This window comes from Streptomyces sp. CBMA156, assembly GCF_014596515.1.
Lineage (GTDB): Bacteria > Actinomycetota > Actinomycetes > Streptomycetales > Streptomycetaceae > Kitasatospora.
On sequence record NZ_MSJQ01000155.1, the window covers coordinates 1 to 19665 of the forward strand.

The 19665-nt window shown below is 73.0% G+C and carries 15 protein-coding genes, 1 rRNA gene and 1 pseudogene; 8 read left to right on the forward strand and 9 right to left on the reverse strand.

Annotation, left to right across the window (positions count from 1 at the left end; translation table 11 throughout):
• A pseudogene (locus tag BU198_RS12915) lies at nucleotides 1-1696 on the forward strand (hypothetical protein); the annotation flags it as partial.
• A 19-nt stretch (nucleotides 1697-1715) separates the two neighbouring features.
• Entirely contained in the window at nucleotides 1716-2483 is a 768-nt protein-coding gene (locus BU198_RS12920; RefSeq protein WP_188296992.1) for a metallophosphoesterase, read from the forward strand.
• Nucleotides 2484-2498: 15 nt separating this feature from the next.
• On the opposite strand, the gene BU198_RS12925 is transcribed toward BU198_RS12920, so the two are convergent.
• Nucleotides 2499-2975 carry a hypothetical protein gene (locus BU198_RS12925; RefSeq protein WP_188296993.1) on the reverse strand — a complete coding sequence of 159 codons (477 nt, stop codon included), beginning with the start codon at nucleotides 2973-2975 and terminating at the stop codon, nucleotides 2499-2501.
• Nucleotides 2976-3187: 212 nt separating this feature from the next.
• On the reverse strand, nucleotides 3188-3883 hold the full coding sequence (locus BU198_RS12930) for a FadR/GntR family transcriptional regulator (RefSeq protein ID WP_188296994.1): 696 nt from the start codon (nucleotides 3881-3883) through the stop codon (nucleotides 3188-3190).
• Between the two features lie 173 nt (nucleotides 3884-4056).
• Between BU198_RS12930 and BU198_RS12935 the strand changes: the two genes are divergently transcribed.
• Nucleotides 4057-4611: a gluconokinase gene (locus BU198_RS12935; protein ID WP_188296995.1), complete on the forward strand. Its 555-nt coding sequence runs from the start codon at nucleotides 4057-4059 to the stop codon at nucleotides 4609-4611.
• Between the two features lie 2 nt (nucleotides 4612-4613).
• Nucleotides 4614-6002: a GntP family permease gene (locus BU198_RS12940; protein WP_188297006.1), complete on the forward strand. Its 1389-nt coding sequence runs from the start codon at nucleotides 4614-4616 to the stop codon at nucleotides 6000-6002.
• A 331-nt stretch (nucleotides 6003-6333) separates the two neighbouring features.
• On the opposite strand, the gene BU198_RS12945 is transcribed toward BU198_RS12940, so the two are convergent.
• The 5 genes from BU198_RS12945 to mmuM all read right to left on the reverse strand — a co-directional run bounded on the left by BU198_RS12945 (nucleotide 6334) and on the right by mmuM (nucleotide 12688).
• Nucleotides 6334-7929, reverse strand: a complete 1596-nt coding sequence (locus BU198_RS12945; RefSeq protein WP_188296996.1) for a glycerol-3-phosphate dehydrogenase/oxidase — start codon at nucleotides 7927-7929, stop codon at nucleotides 6334-6336.
• Nucleotides 7930-8103: 174 nt separating this feature from the next.
• Nucleotides 8104-9624 (reverse strand): glycerol kinase GlpK, encoded by a 1521-nt coding sequence (gene glpK, locus BU198_RS12950; protein WP_188296997.1) that lies wholly within the window; start codon nucleotides 9622-9624, stop codon nucleotides 8104-8106.
• Nucleotides 9625-9724: 100 nt separating this feature from the next.
• Nucleotides 9725-10444 carry an MIP/aquaporin family protein gene (locus BU198_RS12955; RefSeq protein ID WP_317620097.1) on the reverse strand — a complete coding sequence of 240 codons (720 nt, stop codon included), beginning with the start codon at nucleotides 10442-10444 and terminating at the stop codon, nucleotides 9725-9727.
• 324 nt (nucleotides 10445-10768) lie between these two features.
• Entirely contained in the window at nucleotides 10769-11533 is a 765-nt protein-coding gene (locus BU198_RS12960; protein ID WP_188296999.1) for an IclR family transcriptional regulator, read from the reverse strand.
• Between the two features lie 210 nt (nucleotides 11534-11743).
• Entirely contained in the window at nucleotides 11744-12688 is a 945-nt protein-coding gene (gene mmuM / locus BU198_RS12965) for a homocysteine S-methyltransferase (RefSeq protein WP_188297000.1), read from the reverse strand.
• A 182-nt stretch (nucleotides 12689-12870) separates the two neighbouring features.
• On the opposite strand from mmuM, the gene BU198_RS12970 reads away from it, so the two are divergent.
• The 3 genes from BU198_RS12970 to BU198_RS12980 all read left to right on the forward strand — a co-directional run bounded on the left by BU198_RS12970 (nucleotide 12871) and on the right by BU198_RS12980 (nucleotide 16581).
• Entirely contained in the window at nucleotides 12871-13776 is a 906-nt protein-coding gene (locus tag BU198_RS12970) for an NUDIX hydrolase (RefSeq protein WP_188297001.1), read from the forward strand.
• A 51-nt stretch (nucleotides 13777-13827) separates the two neighbouring features.
• The gene (locus BU198_RS12975) at nucleotides 13828-14412 is read left to right on the forward strand and encodes an NUDIX domain-containing protein (RefSeq protein WP_188297002.1); all 585 of its coding nucleotides are present in this window, start codon (nucleotides 13828-13830) and stop codon (nucleotides 14410-14412) included.
• A 72-nt stretch (nucleotides 14413-14484) separates the two neighbouring features.
• The gene (locus tag BU198_RS12980) at nucleotides 14485-16581 is read left to right on the forward strand and encodes an acetoacetate--CoA ligase (RefSeq protein WP_188297003.1); all 2097 of its coding nucleotides are present in this window, start codon (nucleotides 14485-14487) and stop codon (nucleotides 16579-16581) included.
• 73 nt (nucleotides 16582-16654) lie between these two features.
• Here the strand turns inward: BU198_RS12980 and ptsP are convergent, their stop codons facing one another.
• Both ptsP and BU198_RS12990 read right to left on the reverse strand, forming a co-directional pair.
• Nucleotides 16655-18325 (reverse strand): phosphoenolpyruvate--protein phosphotransferase, encoded by a 1671-nt coding sequence (ptsP, locus tag BU198_RS12985; RefSeq protein ID WP_188297004.1) that lies wholly within the window; start codon nucleotides 18323-18325, stop codon nucleotides 16655-16657.
• Nucleotides 18326-18427: 102 nt separating this feature from the next.
• Nucleotides 18428-18877, reverse strand: coding sequence for a PTS glucose transporter subunit IIA (locus BU198_RS12990; protein ID WP_188297005.1), 450 nt, complete (start codon nucleotides 18875-18877; stop codon nucleotides 18428-18430).
• A gap of 664 nt (nucleotides 18878-19541) precedes the next feature.
• On the opposite strand from BU198_RS12990, the gene BU198_RS12995 reads away from it, so the two are divergent.
• Nucleotides 19542-19665: ribosomal RNA gene (locus tag BU198_RS12995) — 16S ribosomal RNA — on the forward strand; the annotation flags it as partial.

The following is a 19665-nucleotide window of genomic DNA, read 5'->3' on the forward strand; positions in this document are numbered from 1 at the left end:
CCCCGCCGCAGAGCAGTCCGACGAGCCCGCCGAGACCGCCCCCGCCGCGCTGCCCGCCCTGCGCGAGGCCTACCGGGCCGCCTCCCAGCTGTACGAGAAGGTCGGCGTCGGCGCCGACCTGCGCGCCGAACAGGCCCGCGCCGAGGGCGACGAGGCCGCCGCCACCACCGAACTCGACCGCCTCACCAACAAGGTGCGCACCCGAGCCGAGGAACTCCTCGGCAGCCCCGACGGCGCCGACGGCCCGGCCCGCCAGGCCGCCGCCGCCCGAGCCGAGGAACTGGTCGCCACCATCGAGGCCCGCTCCGCCACCGCCAGCGAGCAGCTCGGCCGGCTGCGCGGCGAGGCCGAACGCTCCGCCCCCGCCGACGGCGAGGCGCACACCGAGCTGCCCGAGGACCTCGTCCCCACCGACCCGGAGCACGCCCAGGCCCTGCTGCGCACCGCCACCAGTCGCCTCGCCGAGCGCCGCGAGGCCCTGGACGCCGCCCGCACCGCCCACGCCGACCTCCAGCGCACCTTCGACACCGCCCAGTCCGCCGCCGCCGACTTCGACGAGCTGGCCGGCCAGCTGCGCGACGGCCTGCGCGACCACCAGGAGGACCAGGACGACCCGGTCGAGCCCTACCTGGGCTCGCTCGCCGAGGCCCGCACCGGCGCCACCGAGGCCCGCCGCGCCCTGCGCACCGCCGCCGGCGAGCTGTCCTCCTCCGAACTCGCCGTCCGCGACGCCTCCGACGCCCTGGTCCGGCACGCCAACGCCGCCCGCTACGAGGCCGTCCGCACCCCCGCCCGTCAGCAGATCCGCGAACTGCCGGCCTCCGCGCTGCCCGAGCACGCCGCCGCCTGGGCCGTCGCCTTCGCGCCCCGGCTGCGGGTGCTCACCGACGAACTCGCCCAGCTGGAGAAGAACCGCGGCTCGATCGTGGACCGGCTGCGCGGCCTGGTCGAGTCCTCGCTCACCACCCTGCGCGCCGCCCAGCGGCTGTCCCGGCTGCCCGAGGGCCTGGGGGAGTGGTCAGGCCAGGAGTTCCTCCGGATCCGCTTCGAGGACCCGGACCACGCCACCCTGGTCGAGCGCCTCGGCGAGGTCATCGACGAGGCCACCCGTGCCGCTGTCAAGAAGAACAGCGACCTGCGCCGCGACGGCATGTCCCTGCTGCTGCGCGGGGTCGCCGCCGCGATCGGCCCCAAGGGCGTCAGCGTCGAGATCCTCAAGCCCGACGCGGTGCTGCGCGCCGAGCGGGTCGGCGTCGGCCAGATGTCCGACGTCTTCTCCGGCGGCCAGCTGCTCACCGCCGCGATCGCGCTGTACTGCACGATGGCCGCCCTGCGCGCCAACGACCGCGGCCAGTCCCAGCTCCGGCACGCCGGCACGCTGTTCCTGGACAATCCGATCGGCCGCGCCAACGCCACCTACCTGCTGGAGCTCCAGCGGGCCGTGGCCGACGCGCTCGGCGTCCAACTGATCTACACCACCGGCCTGTTCGACACCACCGCGCTCGCCGAGTTCCCGCTGGTGATCCGGCTGCGCAACGACGCCGACCTGCGGGCCGGCCTCAAGTACATCTCGGTCGAGGAGCACCTGCGCCCCGGTCTGCCCGCGGCGCCGGACCCGGACGGCCCGGCCGTCCACGGCGAGATCACCGCCACCCGGATGTTCAAGCGCCCCGCGGAGGTTCCCGCCCAGCGGTGAAGTCACTAGCGTGGTCGGCATGCTGACGATCGCGCACCTCAGTGACATCCACCTCGGTCAGGTCCACCGCCGGGACGACGGCAAGCGCGCCCGGCGGCGGGCCGAGCAGGTGATGGCGTACCTTGACGCCCTGCCGGGCCCGCTGGACGCGGTGTTGGTCACCGGCGACCTCGCCGACCACGGCCTGCCCGAGGAGTACCGGCAGGTCGCCGAGGTGCTGGTCTCCCGGCACCCGGTGCTCATCTGCCCCGGCAACCACGACCGCCGCTCGCCCTACCGGGAGGTACTGCTCGGCGAGGCGCCGGGGGAGGGGCCGGTCAACCGGCTGCACCGCCTGCCCGGCGCCGACGTGCTGATGCTCGACTCCTCCGTGCCCGGGCGGGACGACGGCCTGCTGGACGACGCCACGCTCGACTGGCTGGACGCCGAACTCGGCTCGGGGAGCGCCGAATTGCCCGCCCTGGTGGCCTTCCACCACCCGCCGGTGGAGCTGCACCTGCCGTACGTCGACCCGATCCGCCAGTTCGGCGAGGCGCGGCTGGCGCGGGTACTGCGCCGGCACCCCCGGGTGGCCGCCCTGTTCTGCGGCCACTCGCACACCCCCGCGGCGACCACCTTCGCCGGGCTGCCGCTGCTGATCGCGCCCGGCGTGGTCTCCACCGTCACGCTGCCCTGCGAGGGCGGGCGCGGCATCGCCTTCGACCACCCGCCGATGCTGGCCTTCCACGTCCTGGACGGGGACCGCCGGCTCACCACCCACTACCGGTCGCTGCCGGTCCTGGACTGACCGCTTCGCCCTGCCCTACGGCTGGTTGGTCCGCACCCGGGGCTGGCGCTGCGGCGGGTACGGCGGCTGCTGCCGGCCGGGCCCGTACGGCTGCGGCGGCTGCTGCCCCGCCCCGTACGGCTGCTGGTACGGCTGCGTCGACTCGTACGGCTGCCGGTACACCGAGGACGAGCCGGGCCGGGGGAGCGGACGTGCGGCCGGCGGCCCGGGCGGCACCCGGCTGCCCGCCATCGGGTGTGCGGAGCCCGGCGCCCGCACCCGCTGGGCGGCGACCTGGCGGGAGATCAGGATCTCCAGCAGGCACCACATGGTGCCGAACACCCCGAGCCCCATCGCGAGCAGGGCGGGCGTCAGCAGCCAACTGCCCGCGTACGAGGCCAGTGTCGCCACCACGACGCCCACCAGGGTGAAGGCCAGGCAGAGCACCGCCCGGACTGCGGCGGCGCGAACCTCGTCGGGCAGGCGGCGACGGCGGCGGCGTGGCACGGACATCGAGCGACCCCCAGGCGCGTGGCGCGCGTATCGGTGAAGAACACGGGCCGGGCGCACACGAAACGCGCCCGCTTGCCTCACTCTGCCCCGCCGAACCAGGACTATGCGTCCGAAACCGTCGAACTGCCGCCAAATCGTGTCATCCGGGAAGCCCCGGAGGTCCGGACGATCGCGACGGCCCCGGCTGCCGGGACGGCCTCGGCACCCACGGCTCAGCCCAGTTGGAGGTTGAGCTCATCCAGCGCGCCGCTCACGATCGTCCGCATCGCCCGCTCGGCGTGGGCGGCGTCCTCGGCGCAGATCGCCTCCGCGACCTCGCGGTGCAACCGGATCGCGTACGGCTCGGGCTGATGGGGCATCAGATGGTACTCGGTCCGGCCGGTGAGCACCGCCGCGACGGTGGTCCCGAGGTGGGCGAACATCTCGTTGCCGGAGGCGCGCAGCACCAGGGAGTGGAAGGCGATGTCGTGCCGGAGGAAGGTGGTGAGGTCGGCGGCCCGCGCGGTGACCGTCAGATCCACGGCCAGCGAGCTGAGTTCGCGCCGGTCGTCGTCGCTCGCGTGGGTGGCGGCGAGCGCCGCGGCGGCCGGTTCGACGGCCACCCGCAGCGAGCCGAGGGAACGCAGCTGGGCGGACCGGTCCGAGCCGGCCAGGCGCCAGCGGATCACCGTCGGGTCGAAGACGTCCCAGAGCGACTTCGGCTGCACGGTGATCCCGACCCGTCGCCGGGACGCGACCATCCGCATCCCCTCCAGGACCCGGACCGCCTCCCTGACCACCGTCCGGGACACCCCGAAGCGCTCCTCCAGCTCCTCCCCGCGCAGCACCGCCCCCTCGGGGATCTCCCCCGACGCGATCGCCGGCCCGAGCTCGTCAAGCAGCCGCCCGGGCAGCCCCTGGATCTCCATCCGCCCAGCGTAGACGCCCGCCCCGCGAGCGCTCACGTCACCCTGTGCCCCTTACCTGGCCTGCCTGCGACCCAGACCACACCTCAAAAGTATGACGATTTGGTTTCCACCACTTGAATACGTCATATCTTTGAGGCGATAGTGGCGGCCAGGCAACGAAGGAGCACCACCCCATGGCTCTCAGCGTCGAGAACCACGACCTCCCGCAGGCCCCCCTCACCGTGGTGGTGATGGGCGTCTCGGGCGTCGGCAAGACCACCCTGGCCCGCCTGCTGGCGGACCGCCTCGCACTCCCCTTCGCCGAGGCGGACGAGTTCCACCCGGCGGCCAACATCGCGAAGATGTCCGCCGGCACCCCGCTGGACGACCAGGACCGCGCCCCCTGGCTGCGCGCCATCGGCGCCTGGCTCAAGGAGCGGACCGAGGCCGGCACCGGCGGCGTGGTCACCTGCTCGGCGCTGAAGCACCGCTATCGCGAAACCCTGCGCGCGGCCTGCCCGGGCGCCTTCTTCCTGCACCTCAGCGGTGGCCACGAGCTGGTCGAGGACCGGCTCAGCCACCGCACCGGCCACTTCATGCCGTCGTCGCTGCTCGACTCGCAGTACGCCGCCCTGGAACCCCTGGAGGCGGACGAGCGCGGCGCCGTCCTGGACGTGGGCCCGTCCCCCGAAGAACTCGTCGAGATGGCCGTGGCGCTGCTGCGGCCCGTCAATGGAGACCTCGCGTGAGCATTGCCCCCACTCTGCTGGCGGCCGCCCCACCGGCCCTGCCGCACACCGGCAGCGACTCCCAGCTGCTGATCGCGGTGCTGCTCAGCATCGGTGTGATCGTCCTGCTGATCACCAAGCTGAAGCTGCACCCGTTCCTCGCCCTCACACTCGGCTCCGGTCTGCTGGCCGCCGTCGCGGGCGCGCCCTTCGACAAGCTGCTCAGCAGCTTCTCCACCGGCTTCGGCTCCACCGTCGCCAGCGTCGGCCTGCTGATCGGCCTCGGCGCGATGCTCGGCAAGCTGCTGGCGGACTCCGGCGGCGCCAACATCATCGCGGACACCGTGCTCTCCCGGACCGGCAACAAGGGGCTGCCCTGGGCGATGGCGCTGATCGCGGCCGTGCTCGGCCTGCCGCTGTTCTTCGAGGTCGGCGTCGTCCTGCTGATCCCGATCGTGCTGCTGGTCGCCCGCCGCGGCAACGTCCCGCTGATGCGGATCGGCATCCCGGCGCTGGCCGGCCTGTCGGTGCTGCACGGCCTGGTGCCCCCGCACCCGGGCCCGCTGGTCGCCGTCGACGCGCTGAAGGCCGACCTCGGCATCACCCTGGCGCTCGGTCTGCTGATCGCCGTCCCGACCCTGATCATCGCCGGTCCGCTGTTCGCGCGGCTGGCCGAGCGCTGGGTCGGCCCGCTGGAGATCCCGGCGGCCACCGCCCCCGAGGAGTCGGCCAAGCACGACCGCACCCCGTCGTTCGGCGCGGTGCTGGCCACCATCCTGCTGCCGGTCGTGCTGATGCTCGGCAAGGCGCTGGCCGACGTGGTGATCGACAACCCGAAGGCGATGGGCCAGCGGGTGTTCGACTTCATCGGCTCCCCGCTGATCGCACTGCTCGCCGCGACCCTGCTCGGCATGGTGACCCTCGGCAAGGCGGCCGGCTTCGACAAGGCCCGGATCTCCGACACCGTCGGCAAGTCGCTCGGCCCGATCGCCGGCATCGTGTTCATCGTCGGCGCGGGCGGCGGCTTCAAGCAGACCCTGATCGACGTCGGCGTCGGCAACGCGGTCAGCGAGTGGTCCGCCAAGTGGCACATCTCGGCGCTGCTGCTCGGCTGGCTGATCGCCGTGCTGATCCGCCTGGCCACCGGCTCGGCGACGGTCGCCACGATCACCGCGGCCGGCATCGTCGGCCCGCTGGCCACGGACATGTCCTCGACCCACTCGGCCCTGCTGGTGCTCGCGATCGGCGCCGGTTCGCTGTTCCTCTCGCACGTCAACGACGCCGGCTTCTGGCTGGTGAAGGAGTACTTCGGGATGAGCGTCGGGCAGACGCTGAAGTCCTGGTCGGTGATGGAGACGGTGATCTCGGTGGTCGCCATCGTCCTGATCCTGCCGCTCAGCCTGATCATCTAGCCGACGAAGCACCCACGCCGAGGGGGCGGCACCCGTGACCGTACGGGTGCCGCCCCTCGGCGTTTCCCCTCGGCGTTTCCCCGAACCCGTACGGGCCCGACGGGCCGGCCGGGGTCGGCGGTCCTCCTGCGCCGGGTCGGGACCACCGCCGGGGCCCGCCCGCGGGGCGCCACCCCGGGCAGGTGGCCGAGGCCGGAGCGGACCAGGTCCGCTCCGACAGCCGGGCAGGGCCGCCCCCGGACGCGAACGGAGGGCGGGCGCCCGGGGGAGACCCCGGCGCCCGCCCTCCGTGAGCGGTCCGACCTGCTACTCGCGCTTCGCGAGGCTGCGCCTACTTGCTTCCGCGCTTCGCCAGGAAGGCCTCGACCTCGGCCTCGATCTCCGGCGTGGCCAGCCCGCGCACGGTCATCGTGGTGCGGCGGCGCAGCACGTCGTCCGCGGTGTACGCCCACTCGTTGTCCGCCGCGTACGCGACCTGTGCCCAGACGTCCGGGCCGTCCTCGTGGATCGGCCGGCCGAGCTCCGGGTTCTCGTCGATCATGCGGGCGATCTCGAAGGACAGGGTGCCGTAGTGGCTGGCCAGGTGCTTGGCCACCAGCGGCTCCATCCGCGAGCCCGGCTCGCGGTCGATCAGCAGGCGGTGCGCCACCGCGTTCGGCGCGCCGACGCCGGGCAGCGGGACGGTCGGGGCGATCGGGGACATGTCCTCGCCGAGGCTGGTGCCGGGCACGTGGGCCAGCTTCTCCAGCACGGCGCGGCCGATGTGCCGGTAGGTGGTCCACTTGCCGCCGGAGACCGAGAGCATGCCGCCGCGGCCCTCGGTGACGACCGTCTCGCGCTTGGCGGCGGCGGTGTCGCCCGGGCCGCCCGGCAGCACCCGCAGGCCGGCGAAGGAGTAGGTGACCAGGTCGCGGTCGAGGTGCTCGTCGCGGATCGCGTGCGCGGCCTCGCCCATGATCTGGTCGATGTCGGCCTCGGTGGCCCGGACGTCCTTCGGGTCGCCGGTGTACTCCTCGTCGGTGGTGCCGAGCAGGACGTGGTCCTCCCACGGGATCGCGAAGGAGACGCGGTACTTGTCGATCGGGATGGTCAGCGCGGCGCGCCACGGCGAGCGGCGCTTGACGACCACGTGCGCGCCCTTGGAGAGGCGGATCGACGGCGCGGCGCCGGCGTCCTCCATCGTGCGCAGGTGGTCCACCCACGGGCCGGTGGCGTTCAGCACCAGGCGGGCGTCGATGCCGAACTCGCTGCCGTCGAGGCGGTCGCGCAGGTCGGCGCCGGTGACCCGGCCGCCGGTGAAGCGCAGGCCGGTGACCTCGGCGTGGTTGAGCACCACGGCGCCGGCGTCGACCGCGGCGCGCACGGTCATCACGGCGACGCGCGAGTCGTTCATCTGGTGGTCGCCGTAGACGGCCACCGAGCGCAGGCCCTCGGTGCGCAGCGCGGGCACCTGCTGGGCGGCGTGCGCGGCGGTGGAGACCCGGCCCATGCCGTCGCGGAAGGCGGACAGCGCCGAGTACAGGAAGACGCCGGCGCCGAGCTTGGCGGCGCCGTGCGGGCCGCCCTTGTAGACCGGCACGAAGAAGGTCAGCGGGTTGACCAGGTGCGGGGCGACGTCGGTGGAGAGCGCGCGGCGCTCCTTGTGGTTCTCGGCGACCAGCTTGACCGCACCGGTCTGCAGGTAGCGCAGACCGCCGTGGACGAGCTTGGAGGAGGCGCTGGAGGTGGCGCCGGCGAAGTCGCCGGCGTCGACCATGGCGACCTTCAGGCCGGCCTGGGACGCGGTCCAGGCGACGGCCGTGCCGAGGATGCCGCCCCCGATCACCAGCAGGTCGTAGGTGGCCTTGCCGAGCAGTTCGCGGGTCTCGGCGCGGGAGGCGGTGTGGCCGGCGGTGCGCTCGGCACCCAGGGTCGGGATGGTTGCCATGGTGGTTGTGTACGGCGCGCGGGTCGGGCGGCGCCGTTACTCCTCTCGTGTGCGGTGCGGCCCCTGCGGGAGCGGCCGGTCGGCCCGGTGCGGCGGGCCGGTGGAACTCGGTGACACCCGCTGCCGGAACGGCGGGCGGCCGGCCGGGGCACGGGGCCCCGACCGGCTGGTCGGTCAGTTGTTCTCTTCCTCCTCCACCCAGCCCATGGTGCGCTCCACGGCCTTGAGCCACTTCTTGTACTCACGCTCCCGGGTGGCCTCGTCCATGCGCGGGGTCCACTCGGCGGCGCGGTGCCAGTTGGCCCGCAGGGTGTCGAGGTCGGTCCAGAAGCCGACGGCGAGTCCGGCCGCGTAGGCGGCGCCGAGGGCGGTGGTCTCGGCCACGTACGGGCGCTCGACCGGGGCGTCCAGGACGTCGGCGATGTTCTGCATGAGCAGGTTGTTGCTGGTCATGCCGCCGTCGACCTTGAGGGCGGTGAGCTCGACCCCGGAGTCCTTCTGCATGGCGTCGACGACCTCGCGGGTCTGCCAGGCGGTGGCCTCCAGGACGGCCCGGGCCAGGTGGCCCTTGGTGACGTACCGGGTCAGACCGGCGATCACACCGCGGGCGTCGGAGCGCCAGTACGGGGCGAACAGGCCGGAGAAGGCCGGGACGAAGTAGGCGCCGCCGTTGTCCTCGACGGTGTTGGCGAGGGTCTCGATCTCGGCGGCCGTCGAGATGATTCCGAGCTGGTCCCGCAGCCACTGGACGAGCGAGCCGGTGACGGCGATCGAGCCCTCCAGCGCGTACACCGGGGCCTGGTCGCCGATCCGGTAGCCGACGGTGGTCAGCAGGCCGTGGTACGAGTTGACGATCTTCTCGCCGGTGTTCAGCAGCAGGAAGGTGCCGGTGCCGTAGGTGGACTTGGCCTCGCCCTCGTCGAAGCAGGTCTGGCCGAACAGCGCGGCCTGCTGGTCGCCGAGCGCGGAGGCGACCGGGACGCCGGCCAGGTCGCCGACGGCCTCGCCGTACACCTCGGCGGAGGAGCGGATCTCCGGCAGGACGGACATCGGCACGCCCATCGACTCGGCGATCTTGTCGTCCCACTGGAGGGTGTGCAGGTTCATCAGCATGGTGCGGCTGGCGTTGGTGACGTCCGTGACGTGCTTGCCGCCGTCGACACCGCCGGTGAGGTTCCAGATCACCCAGGTGTCCATGGTGCCGAAGAGGATGTCGCCGGCCTCGGCGCGCTCGCGCAGGCCCTCGACGTTGTCCAGCAGCCAGCGGATCTTCGGGCCGGCGAAGTAGCTGGCCAGCGGGAGGCCAGTCTCGCGGCGGAAGCGGTCCTGGCCGACGTTGCGGCCCAGCTCGCGGCAGAGTCCCTCGGTGCGGGTGTCCTGCCAGACCAGCGCGTTGTGCACCGGCTCGCCGGTGTTCCGGTCCCACAGGACGGTGGTCTCGCGCTGGTTGGTGATGCCGATCGCGCGGATGTCGTCCTTGGTGAGGCCGGCCTTCTCCAGCGCGCCGCGGACGACCGACTGCACCCGGGTCCAGATCTCGGCGGCGTCGTGCTCGACGTAGCCGGGCTGGGGGAAGATCTGCCGGTGCTCCTGCTGGTCGACGGCGACGATCCGGCCGTCGGCGCCGAAGATGATGCAGCGGCTGGAGGTGGTGCCCTGGTCGATCGCGGCGATGTAGTTACCGGTGGAGGTCATGGGGAGGGTCCTCGGCTCGGGTTCGGGGGTTACGGGGTGGGTGGGCCTGACGCGTGTTGCTCGGTCAGTCCCCGTGTGCGGCGGGGTTCGAACCCGGCCTTTAGAAGACGGCGTTGTAGACGCCGCCGGCCGCGAGGCCGCCCAGGATCGGGCCGACGACCGGGATCCAGGCGTACGACCAGTCGGAGCCGCCCTTGTTGGGGATCGGCAGCAGGGTGTGCGCGATGCGCGGGCCGAGGTCGCGGGCCGGGTTGATCGCGTAGCCGGTCGGGCCGCCCAGCGAGAGGCCGATGCCGACGACGGTGAAGGCGACCATCAGGGTGCCGGTGCCGGACTGGGAGAGGCCGGAGTTGGTTCCTATGGTGAGGATCGCGAAGCAGAGCACGAAGGTGCCGATGACCTCGGTGATCACGTTCTGGACCGGGTTCCGGATCTCGGGGCCGGTCGAGAAGATGCCGAGGGTGGGCTCCTCGTTCGCGTTGAACTGGCCCAGGTAGGTGGCCCAGACCAGCACGGCGCCGATGATCGCACCCAGCATCTGCGAGCCCAGGTAGAGCGGCACCTGGCCCCATTCGCCGCTCTTGACCGCGAGCGCGACGGTGACGGCCGGGTTCAGGTGGGCACCGGACTTCGGAGCCGACATGTAGGCGGCGATGAGGACCGCGAATCCCCAGCCGAAGGTGATCGCGAGCCAGCCGGCGTTGACGGCCTTCGACTTCTTGAGGGTCACGGCGGCGCAGACGCCACCGCCGAGAAGTACCAGGGCGGCGGTGCCGAGGGTTTCGCCGACGAAGACGTCGCCGTTGGAGAACGCGGACACAAAGACTCCCTTGTCCATATGGCCCGGAGGGTGGGTGGGGGCAGGCGACCGGTCGATCGTTGTGCGGGTGAGCACACTGTGGGAGTGATCTCTCCGGCCATCGTTCGACAATGTCGACCGTCATGCGGAAGCTTCCTCCCCAGGTCGCCCCCGCGTCAAGGCAGGGTTACGCAGCTGTGACCCTCGCCTCGACCGGTCCGAAGACGTTACCGAGCGGAGCCTCGCGAAACGGGACAAAACGCCAGAGGCGCGGACAGGCCTCCCGCCCGTCCGCGCCTCAGCGTGACGAATCGACGGCCCGCCGGGAGCCGTCCGTGCTTGTGCTCAGAACCGCCCCGCGCCCAGGTCGCGGGAGATCGCCCGCGCCGCGCTGCGCACCGAGGCCACCAGCGAGGGCTTCACGAAGCCGTCCTCGCAGACCCGCTCGACCGCCCCGCTGATGCACACCGCGCCGACCGGATTGCGCCGCCGGTCCTGGATCAGCGCGCCGATCGAGGCCACGCCCTCCCAGGTCTCCTCGATCGAGTCCGCCCACCCGCGCTCGCGGATCAGCGCGCACTCCGCGTCCACGTCGGCCGCGTCGGTCAGCGTCCGCACGGTGTACGACTCGTACGGTCCGGCACCCAACTCCCCGCGGGCGACCGGGTCGTAGGCCACCAGCACCTTGCCCAGTGCGGTGCTGTGCAGCGGCTGCATCGAGCCCACCTCCAGCACCTGCCGGGTGTCGTCGGGCCGGAACACGTGGTGCACGATCAGCACGCCCTGCTGGTGCAGCACCCCCAGGTAGACCGTCTCCCCGGCCGCCCTGGCCAGGTCGTCCGCCCACACCAGCGCCCGCGCCCGCAGCTCGTGCACGTCCAGGTAGCTCTGCCCCAGCCGCAGCAGCTCGGCGCCCAGCTGGTACTTGCCGCTCTCCGGGTCCTGCTCGACGAACCCCTCCTGCTGGAGGGTGCGCAGGATGCCGTGCGCGGTGCCCTTGGCGAGGTCCAGCGCCGTCGCGACCTCGGACAGGCCCAGCCGGCGCTCGCCGCCGGCCAGCAGGCGCATGATCGCGGCGGCCCGGGAAAGCGACTGGATCGGGCCGGGCATGAGTACCTCCGCGCTGGCAGTCGGTCGACAATGTCGACCACAGTGGTGACGGGACGAGTCTGCCAGGCCGCCGTGACTCCGTGCACCTTCCCCCTCGGTAACCTGCGCTGGGCCCTTTGTTAACCTGCGGTCCGTCGGCCTGCGGCTCCGCTCCCGGTGCACCGAGGGCGACCCCGCGGACCGGACCGGCCCGCGCCGTTCAGGGCACCGTCAGCCCGCCGCCCCCGCCCGCTGCGCCCGCAGGACCGCCACCTCCGCCGCCAGCGCCGCGATCCCGTCCGTCCCGACCCGGCAGCAGCCGCCCACCAGCCGCGCCCCGTCCGCGAGCCAGCCGCCCACCCGGGCCGAGCGGAAGGTCGGCCCGCCGCGCCAGCCGCGCCGCTCCGCGTCCCAGCTCTCCCCGCTGTTCGGGTAGACCACCACCGGCTTCCCGGTCACCTCGGCGGCCACCGCCACCGCCCGGTCCGCGTCCCGCGGCGTACAGCAGTTGACGCCCACCGCGACAATCTCGTCCACGTCGGCGGCCGGCGCGAAGGCCTCCGCCAGTGGCTGCCCGGCCCTGGTCCGGTCGCCCTCGACGCTGTACGACAGCCAGGCCGGCACCCCCAGCCCGCGCACCAGCTCCAGCAGCACCCGCGCCTCGTCCGCGTCCGGCACCGTCTCCAGCGCCAGCACGTCGGGACGGGCCGCCGCCAGCACCTCCAGCCGCGGCCGGTGGAAGTCCGCCAGCTCCGCGGCGCTCAGCCCGTACCGGCCCCGGTACTCCGAACCGTCCGCGAGCACCGCCCCGTACGGGCCCACCGAGGCCGCCACCCAGCGCCGCCGCCCGCCCGGCTCCGCCCGCGCCGCCTCCCTGGCCAGCTCCACACTGCTCGCCAGCAGCCGGGCGGCCTGTGCCCGGCCGACCCCGCGCCGGGCGAAGCCCCCGAAGCTCGCCTGGTAGCTCGCCGTTATCGCGACGTCCGCGCCCGCCGCGAAGTACGCCCGGTGCGCCGCCACGACCGCCTGCGGGTCGTCCGCCAGCAGCCGCGCCGACCACAGCGCGTCCGACAGGTCGTGCCCGGCCGCCGCCAGCTGGTTCGACATCCCTCCGTCGAGCACCAGTGGACCGGCGGCCAGTGCCGCGGCGAAGTCCGGCGGGGGAGCAGTGGGCATCTCGGTCTCCTCAGGCAGAGTTCCTGGTCACAGCCTAGAAGGCGGGAGCCCGGGCCGAGCGGGAAAAGTATTTGCCGCCGGGGAAAGCAGTCGCTACGTTGTGCTCAGTCCGAGAAGGACAACACCGGCAGGACAGGCCCTGCGGTACGGAGAGCACGGCGAGCACGGAGAGGAGCCCGGTGATGGCAGCGGCCGACCGACCGCCCCCCACCGGGCCGGAGGCCGAGCGCGAGTGGCTCGCCGCGTACGACCCGCGCGCCTACGCACCGGTCGCCGTCACCGTGGACGTGGTCGCCCTGACCCTGCGCCACGGCAGCCTGCACGTCCTGCTCGTCGAGCGCGGCGCCCCGCCCCACCAGGGCTGCCGGGCGCTGCCCGGCGGCTTCCTGCGGGCCGGCGAGGAAGGCCTGGACGAGGCCGCCGCCCGCGAACTCGCCGAGGAGACGGGCCTGCGGAGCACCTCCGAGGCCGAGGCCGGGCTCAGCCGCCTCCACCTCGAACAACTCGGCACCTACGGAGCCCCCGAGCGGGACCCGCGGATGCACGTCGTCTCCGTCGCCTACCTCGCCTTCGCACCGGACCTCCCCGACCCCAGGGCCGGAACGGACGCCGCGGCCGCCGCCTGGCACCCCGTCCGCGACCTGGACCTCCGGCCCTGCGGCCGGTCCCGAGCCGCCGGTGCGCCCGCCGACACCCACGGGGGTGGTGTCGACGGGCGCACCGGCCCCGGTCCGCTCAGGCTGGCCTTCGACCACGCCCGCATCCTCGCCGACGGCCTCGACCGGGTGCGCGCCAAACTCGAGTACAGCCCGCTGGCCACCGCCTTCCTGCCGGGCGACTTCACCATCCCCGACCTCCGCGCCGTCTACGAGGCGGTCTGGGACGAGAAGCTCCACCCCGGCAACTTCCACCGCAAGGTGCTGTCCGTGCCCGGCTTCGTCGAGAGCACCGGCACCACCACCGAACGCGGCGGCGCCCGCGGCGGCCCCCGCGCCCGCACCTACCGCGCCGGCGCCGCCTGTCAGCTGCACCCCGCGCTGCTGCGCCCCACCAGGGACGGCACGGCCGACGACGCCGGAGCCCCCTGACCCTCCGCGGCCCGCACCAGGGCCGCCGACCCGCCGGGCTACCATCCGGCCATGACCACAGACGAAGCGACGACCACCGGCGACGCCACGACCGTCGACGAAGCGAGCCGGATCGCCCACCGGCCGTTCTCCCACTGCCACTTCTGCGGTACGCCCTACCCGCCCGGCACGCGCGCCTGGCCCCGCACCTGCCCCGGCTGCACCGAGATCAGCTACCGCAACCCGCTGCCCGTCGCGGTCACCGTCCTGCCCGTCACCCGCCCCGACGCCGACCCCGCCCTGGTCGTCATCCGCCGCACCATCGAGCCCGGCTACGGCGAACTCGCCTTCCCAGGCGGCTACATGGACTACGGCGAGAGCTGGCAGCAGGCCTGCGTACGGGAACTGCACGAGGAGACCGGCATCATCGCCGACCCGGCCGAGATCACCCTGATCCACACCGCCTCCGACCCCGGCGGCCGCTTCGTCATGCTCTGCGGAATGCTCCCGGCTCGCCCGCTCGCCGAGCTGCCGCCCTCGCGCCCCACCGACGAGACCGACGGCTGGCTGCTCGCCACCGCCGACACCCCGCTCGTCTGGGACTTCCACCGCAGCGTCCTGAGCCGCTGGTTCGGCGGCGACTTCACCTCCCGCTGACCCCCCGCCGGCCCCCCGCCGACCTCCCGTCCGTCCACCGGCCGACCCTGGCGCGGCGCGCGATCACATGGCATGGTCTGCACCGACAGCCCAACCGGACGGGTCTGCCACGAGCCTCCCGTCCTCACCACCGGCCGGGAGACCACCACAGTGAGCACCCCACCGCAGGACCAGCCGCTCTGGCGCCCGAACCCCGCTCGCGCCGCCGCCACCACCCTGGTGGCCTTCCAGGCCTGGGCCGCCGAACACCACGGCGCCCCGGCCGCCCCGCTCGCCCCGGCCGACGACGACCAGCAGGCCGCCCAGCGCTACGCGGACCTGCACGCCTGGTCCACCGAGGACCTCGACCGGTTCTGGACCGCGATCACCGAGTGGTTCGACGTCCGCTTCACCCGGGCCCCCGAAGCCGTCCTCGCGGACCGGGCCATGCCGGGCGCCCGCTGGTTCCCCGGCGCCCGCCTCAACTACGCCGAGCACGCCCTGCGCGCCGCCGACGACCGGGCCAACGCGGACCGTCCCGCGATCCTCCACCTCGACGAGACCACCGAGCAGCCGGTCGTCCTCACCTGGGCCGAACTCCGCCGCCAGGTCGGCTCGCTGGCCGCCGCCCTGCGCGCCCGCGGCGTCGGCCCAGGCGACCGGGTCAGCGCCTACCTGCCCAACATCCCGCAGGCCGCCGTGGCCCTGCTCGCCACCGCCGCCGTCGGCGCGATCTGGACCAGCTGCGCCCCCGACTTCGGCGCCCGCAGCGTCCTCGACCGCCTCCAGCAGCTGGAGCCCGCCGTCCTCTTCGCCATCGACGGCTACCACTACGGCGGCAAGGACCACGACCGCACCGACGTCGTCGCCGAGCTCCGCCGCGAGCTGCCCGGCCTGCACACCGTCGTCCACGTCCCGCTGCTCGGCGCCCCCGCCCCCGAGGGTGCCCTCAGCTGGGACGACCTCGTCGCCGGCGACGAGGAACCGGTCTTCGAGCCCGTGCCCTTCGACCACCCGCTCTGGGTCCTCTACTCCTCCGGCACCACCGGCCTGCCCAAGGCCATCGTCCAGAGCCAGGGCGGCATCCTGCTCGAACACCTCAAGCAGGCCGGCCTCCACCTTGACCTCGGCCCCCGGGACCGGTTCCTCTGGTACACCTCCACCGGCTGGATGATGTGGAACTTCCTGCTGGCCGGCCTCCTCGTCGGGTCCACGATCGTCACCTACGACGGCAGCCCAGGACACCCCGACACCGGCGCCCTCTGGTCGGTCGCCGCCCGCACCGGCGCCACCGTCCTCGGCACCTCCGCCGCTTACGTGATCGCCGGGCGCAAGGCCGAGCTCCACCCCGGCCGCGACCTTGACCTCTCCGCCGTCCGCTGCATCGGCACCACCGGCTCCCCGCTCCCGCCCGACGGCTTCCGCTGGATCTACGACGAGGTCAAGCAGGACGTCTGGCTCGCCTCCGTCAGCGGCGGGACCGACGTCTGCTCCTGCTTCGTCGGCGGCGTCCCCACCCTGCCCGTGTACGTCGGCGAGATCCAGGCCCCCTGCCTCGGCGCCGCCGTCGAGTCGTGGGACGTCCAGGGCCACCCGCACACCGACACCGTCGGCGAACTCGTCGTCACCAAGCCCATCCCCTCCATGCCCACCGGCTTCTGGAACGACCCCGAGGGCACCCGGTACCACGACAGCTACTTCGACGTGTACCCCGGCATCTGGCGCCACGGCGACTGGATCACCGTGACCTCCCGGGGCACCGTCGTCATCCACGGCCGCTCCGACTCCACGCTCAACCGCCAGGGCGTCCGGATGGGCTCCTCGGACATCTACGAGGTGGTCGAGCGCCTCCCCGAGATCGCCGAGTCCCTGGTCATCGGCCTGGAGGAGCCCGACGGCGGTTACTGGATGCCGCTGTTCGTGGTCCTCGCCCCCGGCGCGGAACTCGACGAGGACGTGATCGGCCGCATCCGCACCTCGCTGCGCACCGAACTCTCCCCGCGCCACGTCCCCGACGAGGTCATCGCCGTCCGCGGCCTCCCGCACACCCTCACCGGCAAGCGGATCGAGGTCCCGGTCAAGCGCATCCTCTCCGGCACCCCGCTGGAGCAGGCCGTCAACCCCGGCTCCGTCGACCGCATCGAGCACCTGCGCTTCTTCGAGCAGCTCCGCCTCGACCGCCAGGCCTGACCGGTCCCGGCGCATGCGAAAGGGGCGCTCCCACCATCACGGTGGGGACGCCCCTTTCACCTGCGCGGAGGTCCTACTCGCCGGAGAGCACCTGCTGCGCCGCGGCGCGCGCCTCCTCGGCGCTGTCCGCGGCCCGGGCCGCCTCGGCCGCCCGGCGGCACTGCGCCAGCGTGTACTTGGCGAGCGCGGTCCGCACGTAGGGGATCGAGGCGGAACCCATCGACAGGCTGGTGACGCCCAGACCGGTCAGCACCACGGCCAGCAGCGGGTCGGAGGCCGCCTCGCCGCAGACGCCGCAGCTCTTGCCGGTCGCCCGCGCGGCGTCGGCCGAAGCGGCGATCAGGTCCAGCAGGGCCGGCTGCCACGGGTCCTGGAGGCGGGCCAGCGCACCGACCTGACGGTCGGCCGCGAAGGCGTACTGCGCGAGGTCGTTGGTCCCCAGGGACAGGAACTCGACCTCCTGGAGGATCGACCTGGCACGCAGCGCGGCCGAGGGGATCTCCACCATCGCGCCGAACTTGGCGTCCAGCCCGGCCTCCCGGCACGCGGCCGCGAAGTCCCTGGCGTCCTTGCGGTCGGCCACCATCGGGGCCATCACCTCAAGGTGCACCGGCAGGCCCTCGGCCGCCGTGGCCAGCGCCTGGAGCTGGGTCCGCAGCACCTCGGGGTGCTCAAGGAGGGTGCGCAGACCGCGCACGCCCAGCGCCGGGTTCGGCTCGTCGGCCGGGGTCAGGAAGTCCAGCGGCTTGTCCGCGCCCGCGTCCAGCACCCGGACCACGACCCGGCCCTCCGGGAAGGCCTCCAGCACCTTGCGGTACGCCTCGACCTGCTTCTCCACGCCGGGAGCCTTCGCCGAGTCGTCCAGGAACAGGAACTCGGTGCGGAACAGGCCGACGCCCTCGGCGCCGTTCTCCAGCGCGGCCGGCACGTCGGCCGGGCCGCCCACGTTGGCCAGCAGCGGCACCCGGTGCCCGTCCGAGGTCTGCCCCGGGCCGGAGGAGGCGGCCAGCGCGGCCTTGCGCGCGGCGGCGGCCGCCCGCAGCTCGTCCTGCTTCTCCTGGGACGGCTCCAGCAGCACGTCGCCCGAGCTGCCGTCCACCGCGACGACGGTGCCCTCGGCGACCTCGATCGCACCGGGCAGCGCGACGACGGCCGGCACGCCCAGCGCCCGCGCCAGGATGGCGCTGTGGCTGGTCGGCCCGCCCTCCTCGGTCACGAAGCCGAGCACCAGCGTCGGGTCCAGCAGCGCGGTGTCGGCCGGCGCCAGGTCCCGCGCGAACAGCACGTACGGCTCGTCGCTGTCCGGCACACCCGGCATCGGCACGCCGAGCAGCCGGGCCACGATCCGGTTGCGCACGTCGTCCAGGTCGGCGACCCGGCCGGCCAGGTACTCCCCGGCGGAGGCGAGCAGCGCCCGGTAGGCCGCGAACGCGTCGTAGACGCCGCGCTCGGCACTGCTGCCGACGGCGATCCGGCGGGAGACGTCGGCCATCAGCTCCGGGTCCTGCGCCATCAGCGCCTGGGCCTCCAGCACGGCCTGTGCCTCGCCGCCGGCCAGGTTGCCGCGCGCGATGAGGTCGGCGGCGACCGCCTCGACGGCGGCCTGGGCGCGGGCCTGCTCGCGGGGGGCGTCCTCGGTCGGGATCTGGGTGGCCGGGGGCTCCAGCACCGCCGTCCCCATGTGCCGCACCTGGCCGATCGCGACCCCGTGGCTGACACCCACGCCGCGCAGTGTCTTCTCCATGTACCTGTCTCCGCTGAGAGGAGCGGCCCCGCCGGGAACCGCTGAGTGCCGGGCCGCCCCGTCACTTCCTGCGGGGCGGGTGTGTGTCGGTGGTCGGGAGGGTCAGCTCCAGCTGAACAGCTGCTCGCCGGCCTTGGCCTCGCCGTTCTCCCGCAGGTCGACGAGCGAGCCGGCGGCCGCCTCCAGCGCCACGATCGGCGAGATCGGCGACTTGCCCGCGGCCTCGACGGCGGCCGGGTCCCACTTGATGACGGCCTGACCGCGGGTCACCGTGTCGCCCTTGTTGACGAGCAGCTCGAAGCCCTCGCCGTTGAGCTGAACGGTGTCGATCCCGAGGTGGGTCAGCACACCGTGGCCCTCGGCGTCCACGACGACGAACGCGTGCGGGTGCATGGAGACGACCACGCCGTCCACCGGGGCGACCGCCGTGGTCTGCTCGCGGACCGGGTCGATCGCGGTGCCCGGGCCGACCATCGCACCGGAGAACACCGGGTCGGGCACGCCCGCGAGCCCCACGATCTTGCCGGTCAGCGGCGACGTCACAGTGGTCATGGTTGTGCCTCCCAAGTGCGCAGTACAGCTAGCGGCCGCGAGGAGCGGCACGACGATCAACTGAAGCCTAAATCATGTCAACTACGGACATCCGTTGACATTCCCGGGCGAAGACCCGCCCTCGCCTACCTATCGGCCGGCGGCCCACCAGCCCGCGAGTGGTCTAGTCCTCTCGGCCGGTGCGCCGCACTCTACAGGCATCTTGGCGAATCGAGGCCATTGCTGTATATGCTCGCGAGAGCAACAAATCATGCCGCCGTCCGGAGGACTCCGGGTGCGCCCGATTCGCGCTGCGGCAGGCGACCCGCTATGGTTGGTCGAGTCGCCGCAACTTGGCGGTTAACACCAGATTTCGGATGCGAAAAGCCCCGGTAAACGGAGCGGAAAGCGTCTGATAGGCTGGGAACACGAAAGAACGAAGCCCGGAGGGTCTGCTGGAAGGCAGTCCGAAGGAAGCGTCCGTTCCTTGAGAACTCAACAGCGTGCCAAAAGTCAACGCCAGATATGTTGACATCCCCGGCCTCAGGTTTCCTGGGGTTGGAGATTCCTTTTGAAACAAACACTAGCGAGGACGCAGTGCGCGGGATCACCCTATTCCGGTGGTTGCCGTGCCGCTCAACGCGGGTGTTCACCGGCTCTGCTTGATTGTGGGGCTGAGTAGACATTCACGGAGAGTTTGATCCTGGCTCAGGACGAACGCTGGCGGCGTGCTTAACACATGCAAGTCGAACGGTGAAGCCCTTCGGGGTGGATCAGTGGCGAACGGGTGAGTAACACGTGGGCAATCT

Bases quoted from the DNA above. Each gene is read 5' to 3' on its own strand.
- BU198_RS12920 (WP_188296992.1), top strand. From the start codon at position 1,716: ATGCTGACGATCGCGCACCTCAGTGACATCCACCTCGGTCAGGTCCAC.
- BU198_RS12925 (WP_188296993.1), bottom strand. From the start codon at position 2,975: ATGTCCGTGCCACGCCGCCGCCGTCGCCGCCTGCCCGACGAGGTTCGC.
- BU198_RS12930 (WP_188296994.1), bottom strand. From the start codon at position 3,883: ATGGAGATCCAGGGGCTGCCCGGGCGGCTGCTTGACGAGCTCGGGCCG.
- BU198_RS12935 (WP_188296995.1), top strand. From the start codon at position 4,057: ATGGCTCTCAGCGTCGAGAACCACGACCTCCCGCAGGCCCCCCTCACC.
- BU198_RS12945 (WP_188296996.1), bottom strand. From the start codon at position 7,929: ATGGCAACCATCCCGACCCTGGGTGCCGAGCGCACCGCCGGCCACACC.
- glpK (WP_188296997.1), bottom strand. From the start codon at position 9,624: ATGACCTCCACCGGTAACTACATCGCCGCGATCGACCAGGGCACCACC.
- BU198_RS12960 (WP_188296999.1), bottom strand. From the start codon at position 11,533: ATGCCCGGCCCGATCCAGTCGCTTTCCCGGGCCGCCGCGATCATGCGC.
- mmuM (WP_188297000.1), bottom strand. From the start codon at position 12,688: ATGCCCACTGCTCCCCCGCCGGACTTCGCCGCGGCACTGGCCGCCGGT.
- BU198_RS12970 (WP_188297001.1), top strand. From the start codon at position 12,871: ATGGCAGCGGCCGACCGACCGCCCCCCACCGGGCCGGAGGCCGAGCGC.
- BU198_RS12975 (WP_188297002.1), top strand. From the start codon at position 13,828: ATGACCACAGACGAAGCGACGACCACCGGCGACGCCACGACCGTCGAC.
- BU198_RS12980 (WP_188297003.1), top strand. From the start codon at position 14,485: ATGGTCTGCACCGACAGCCCAACCGGACGGGTCTGCCACGAGCCTCCC.
- ptsP (WP_188297004.1), bottom strand. From the start codon at position 18,325: ATGGAGAAGACACTGCGCGGCGTGGGTGTCAGCCACGGGGTCGCGATC.
- BU198_RS12990 (WP_188297005.1), bottom strand. From the start codon at position 18,877: ATGACCACTGTGACGTCGCCGCTGACCGGCAAGATCGTGGGGCTCGCG.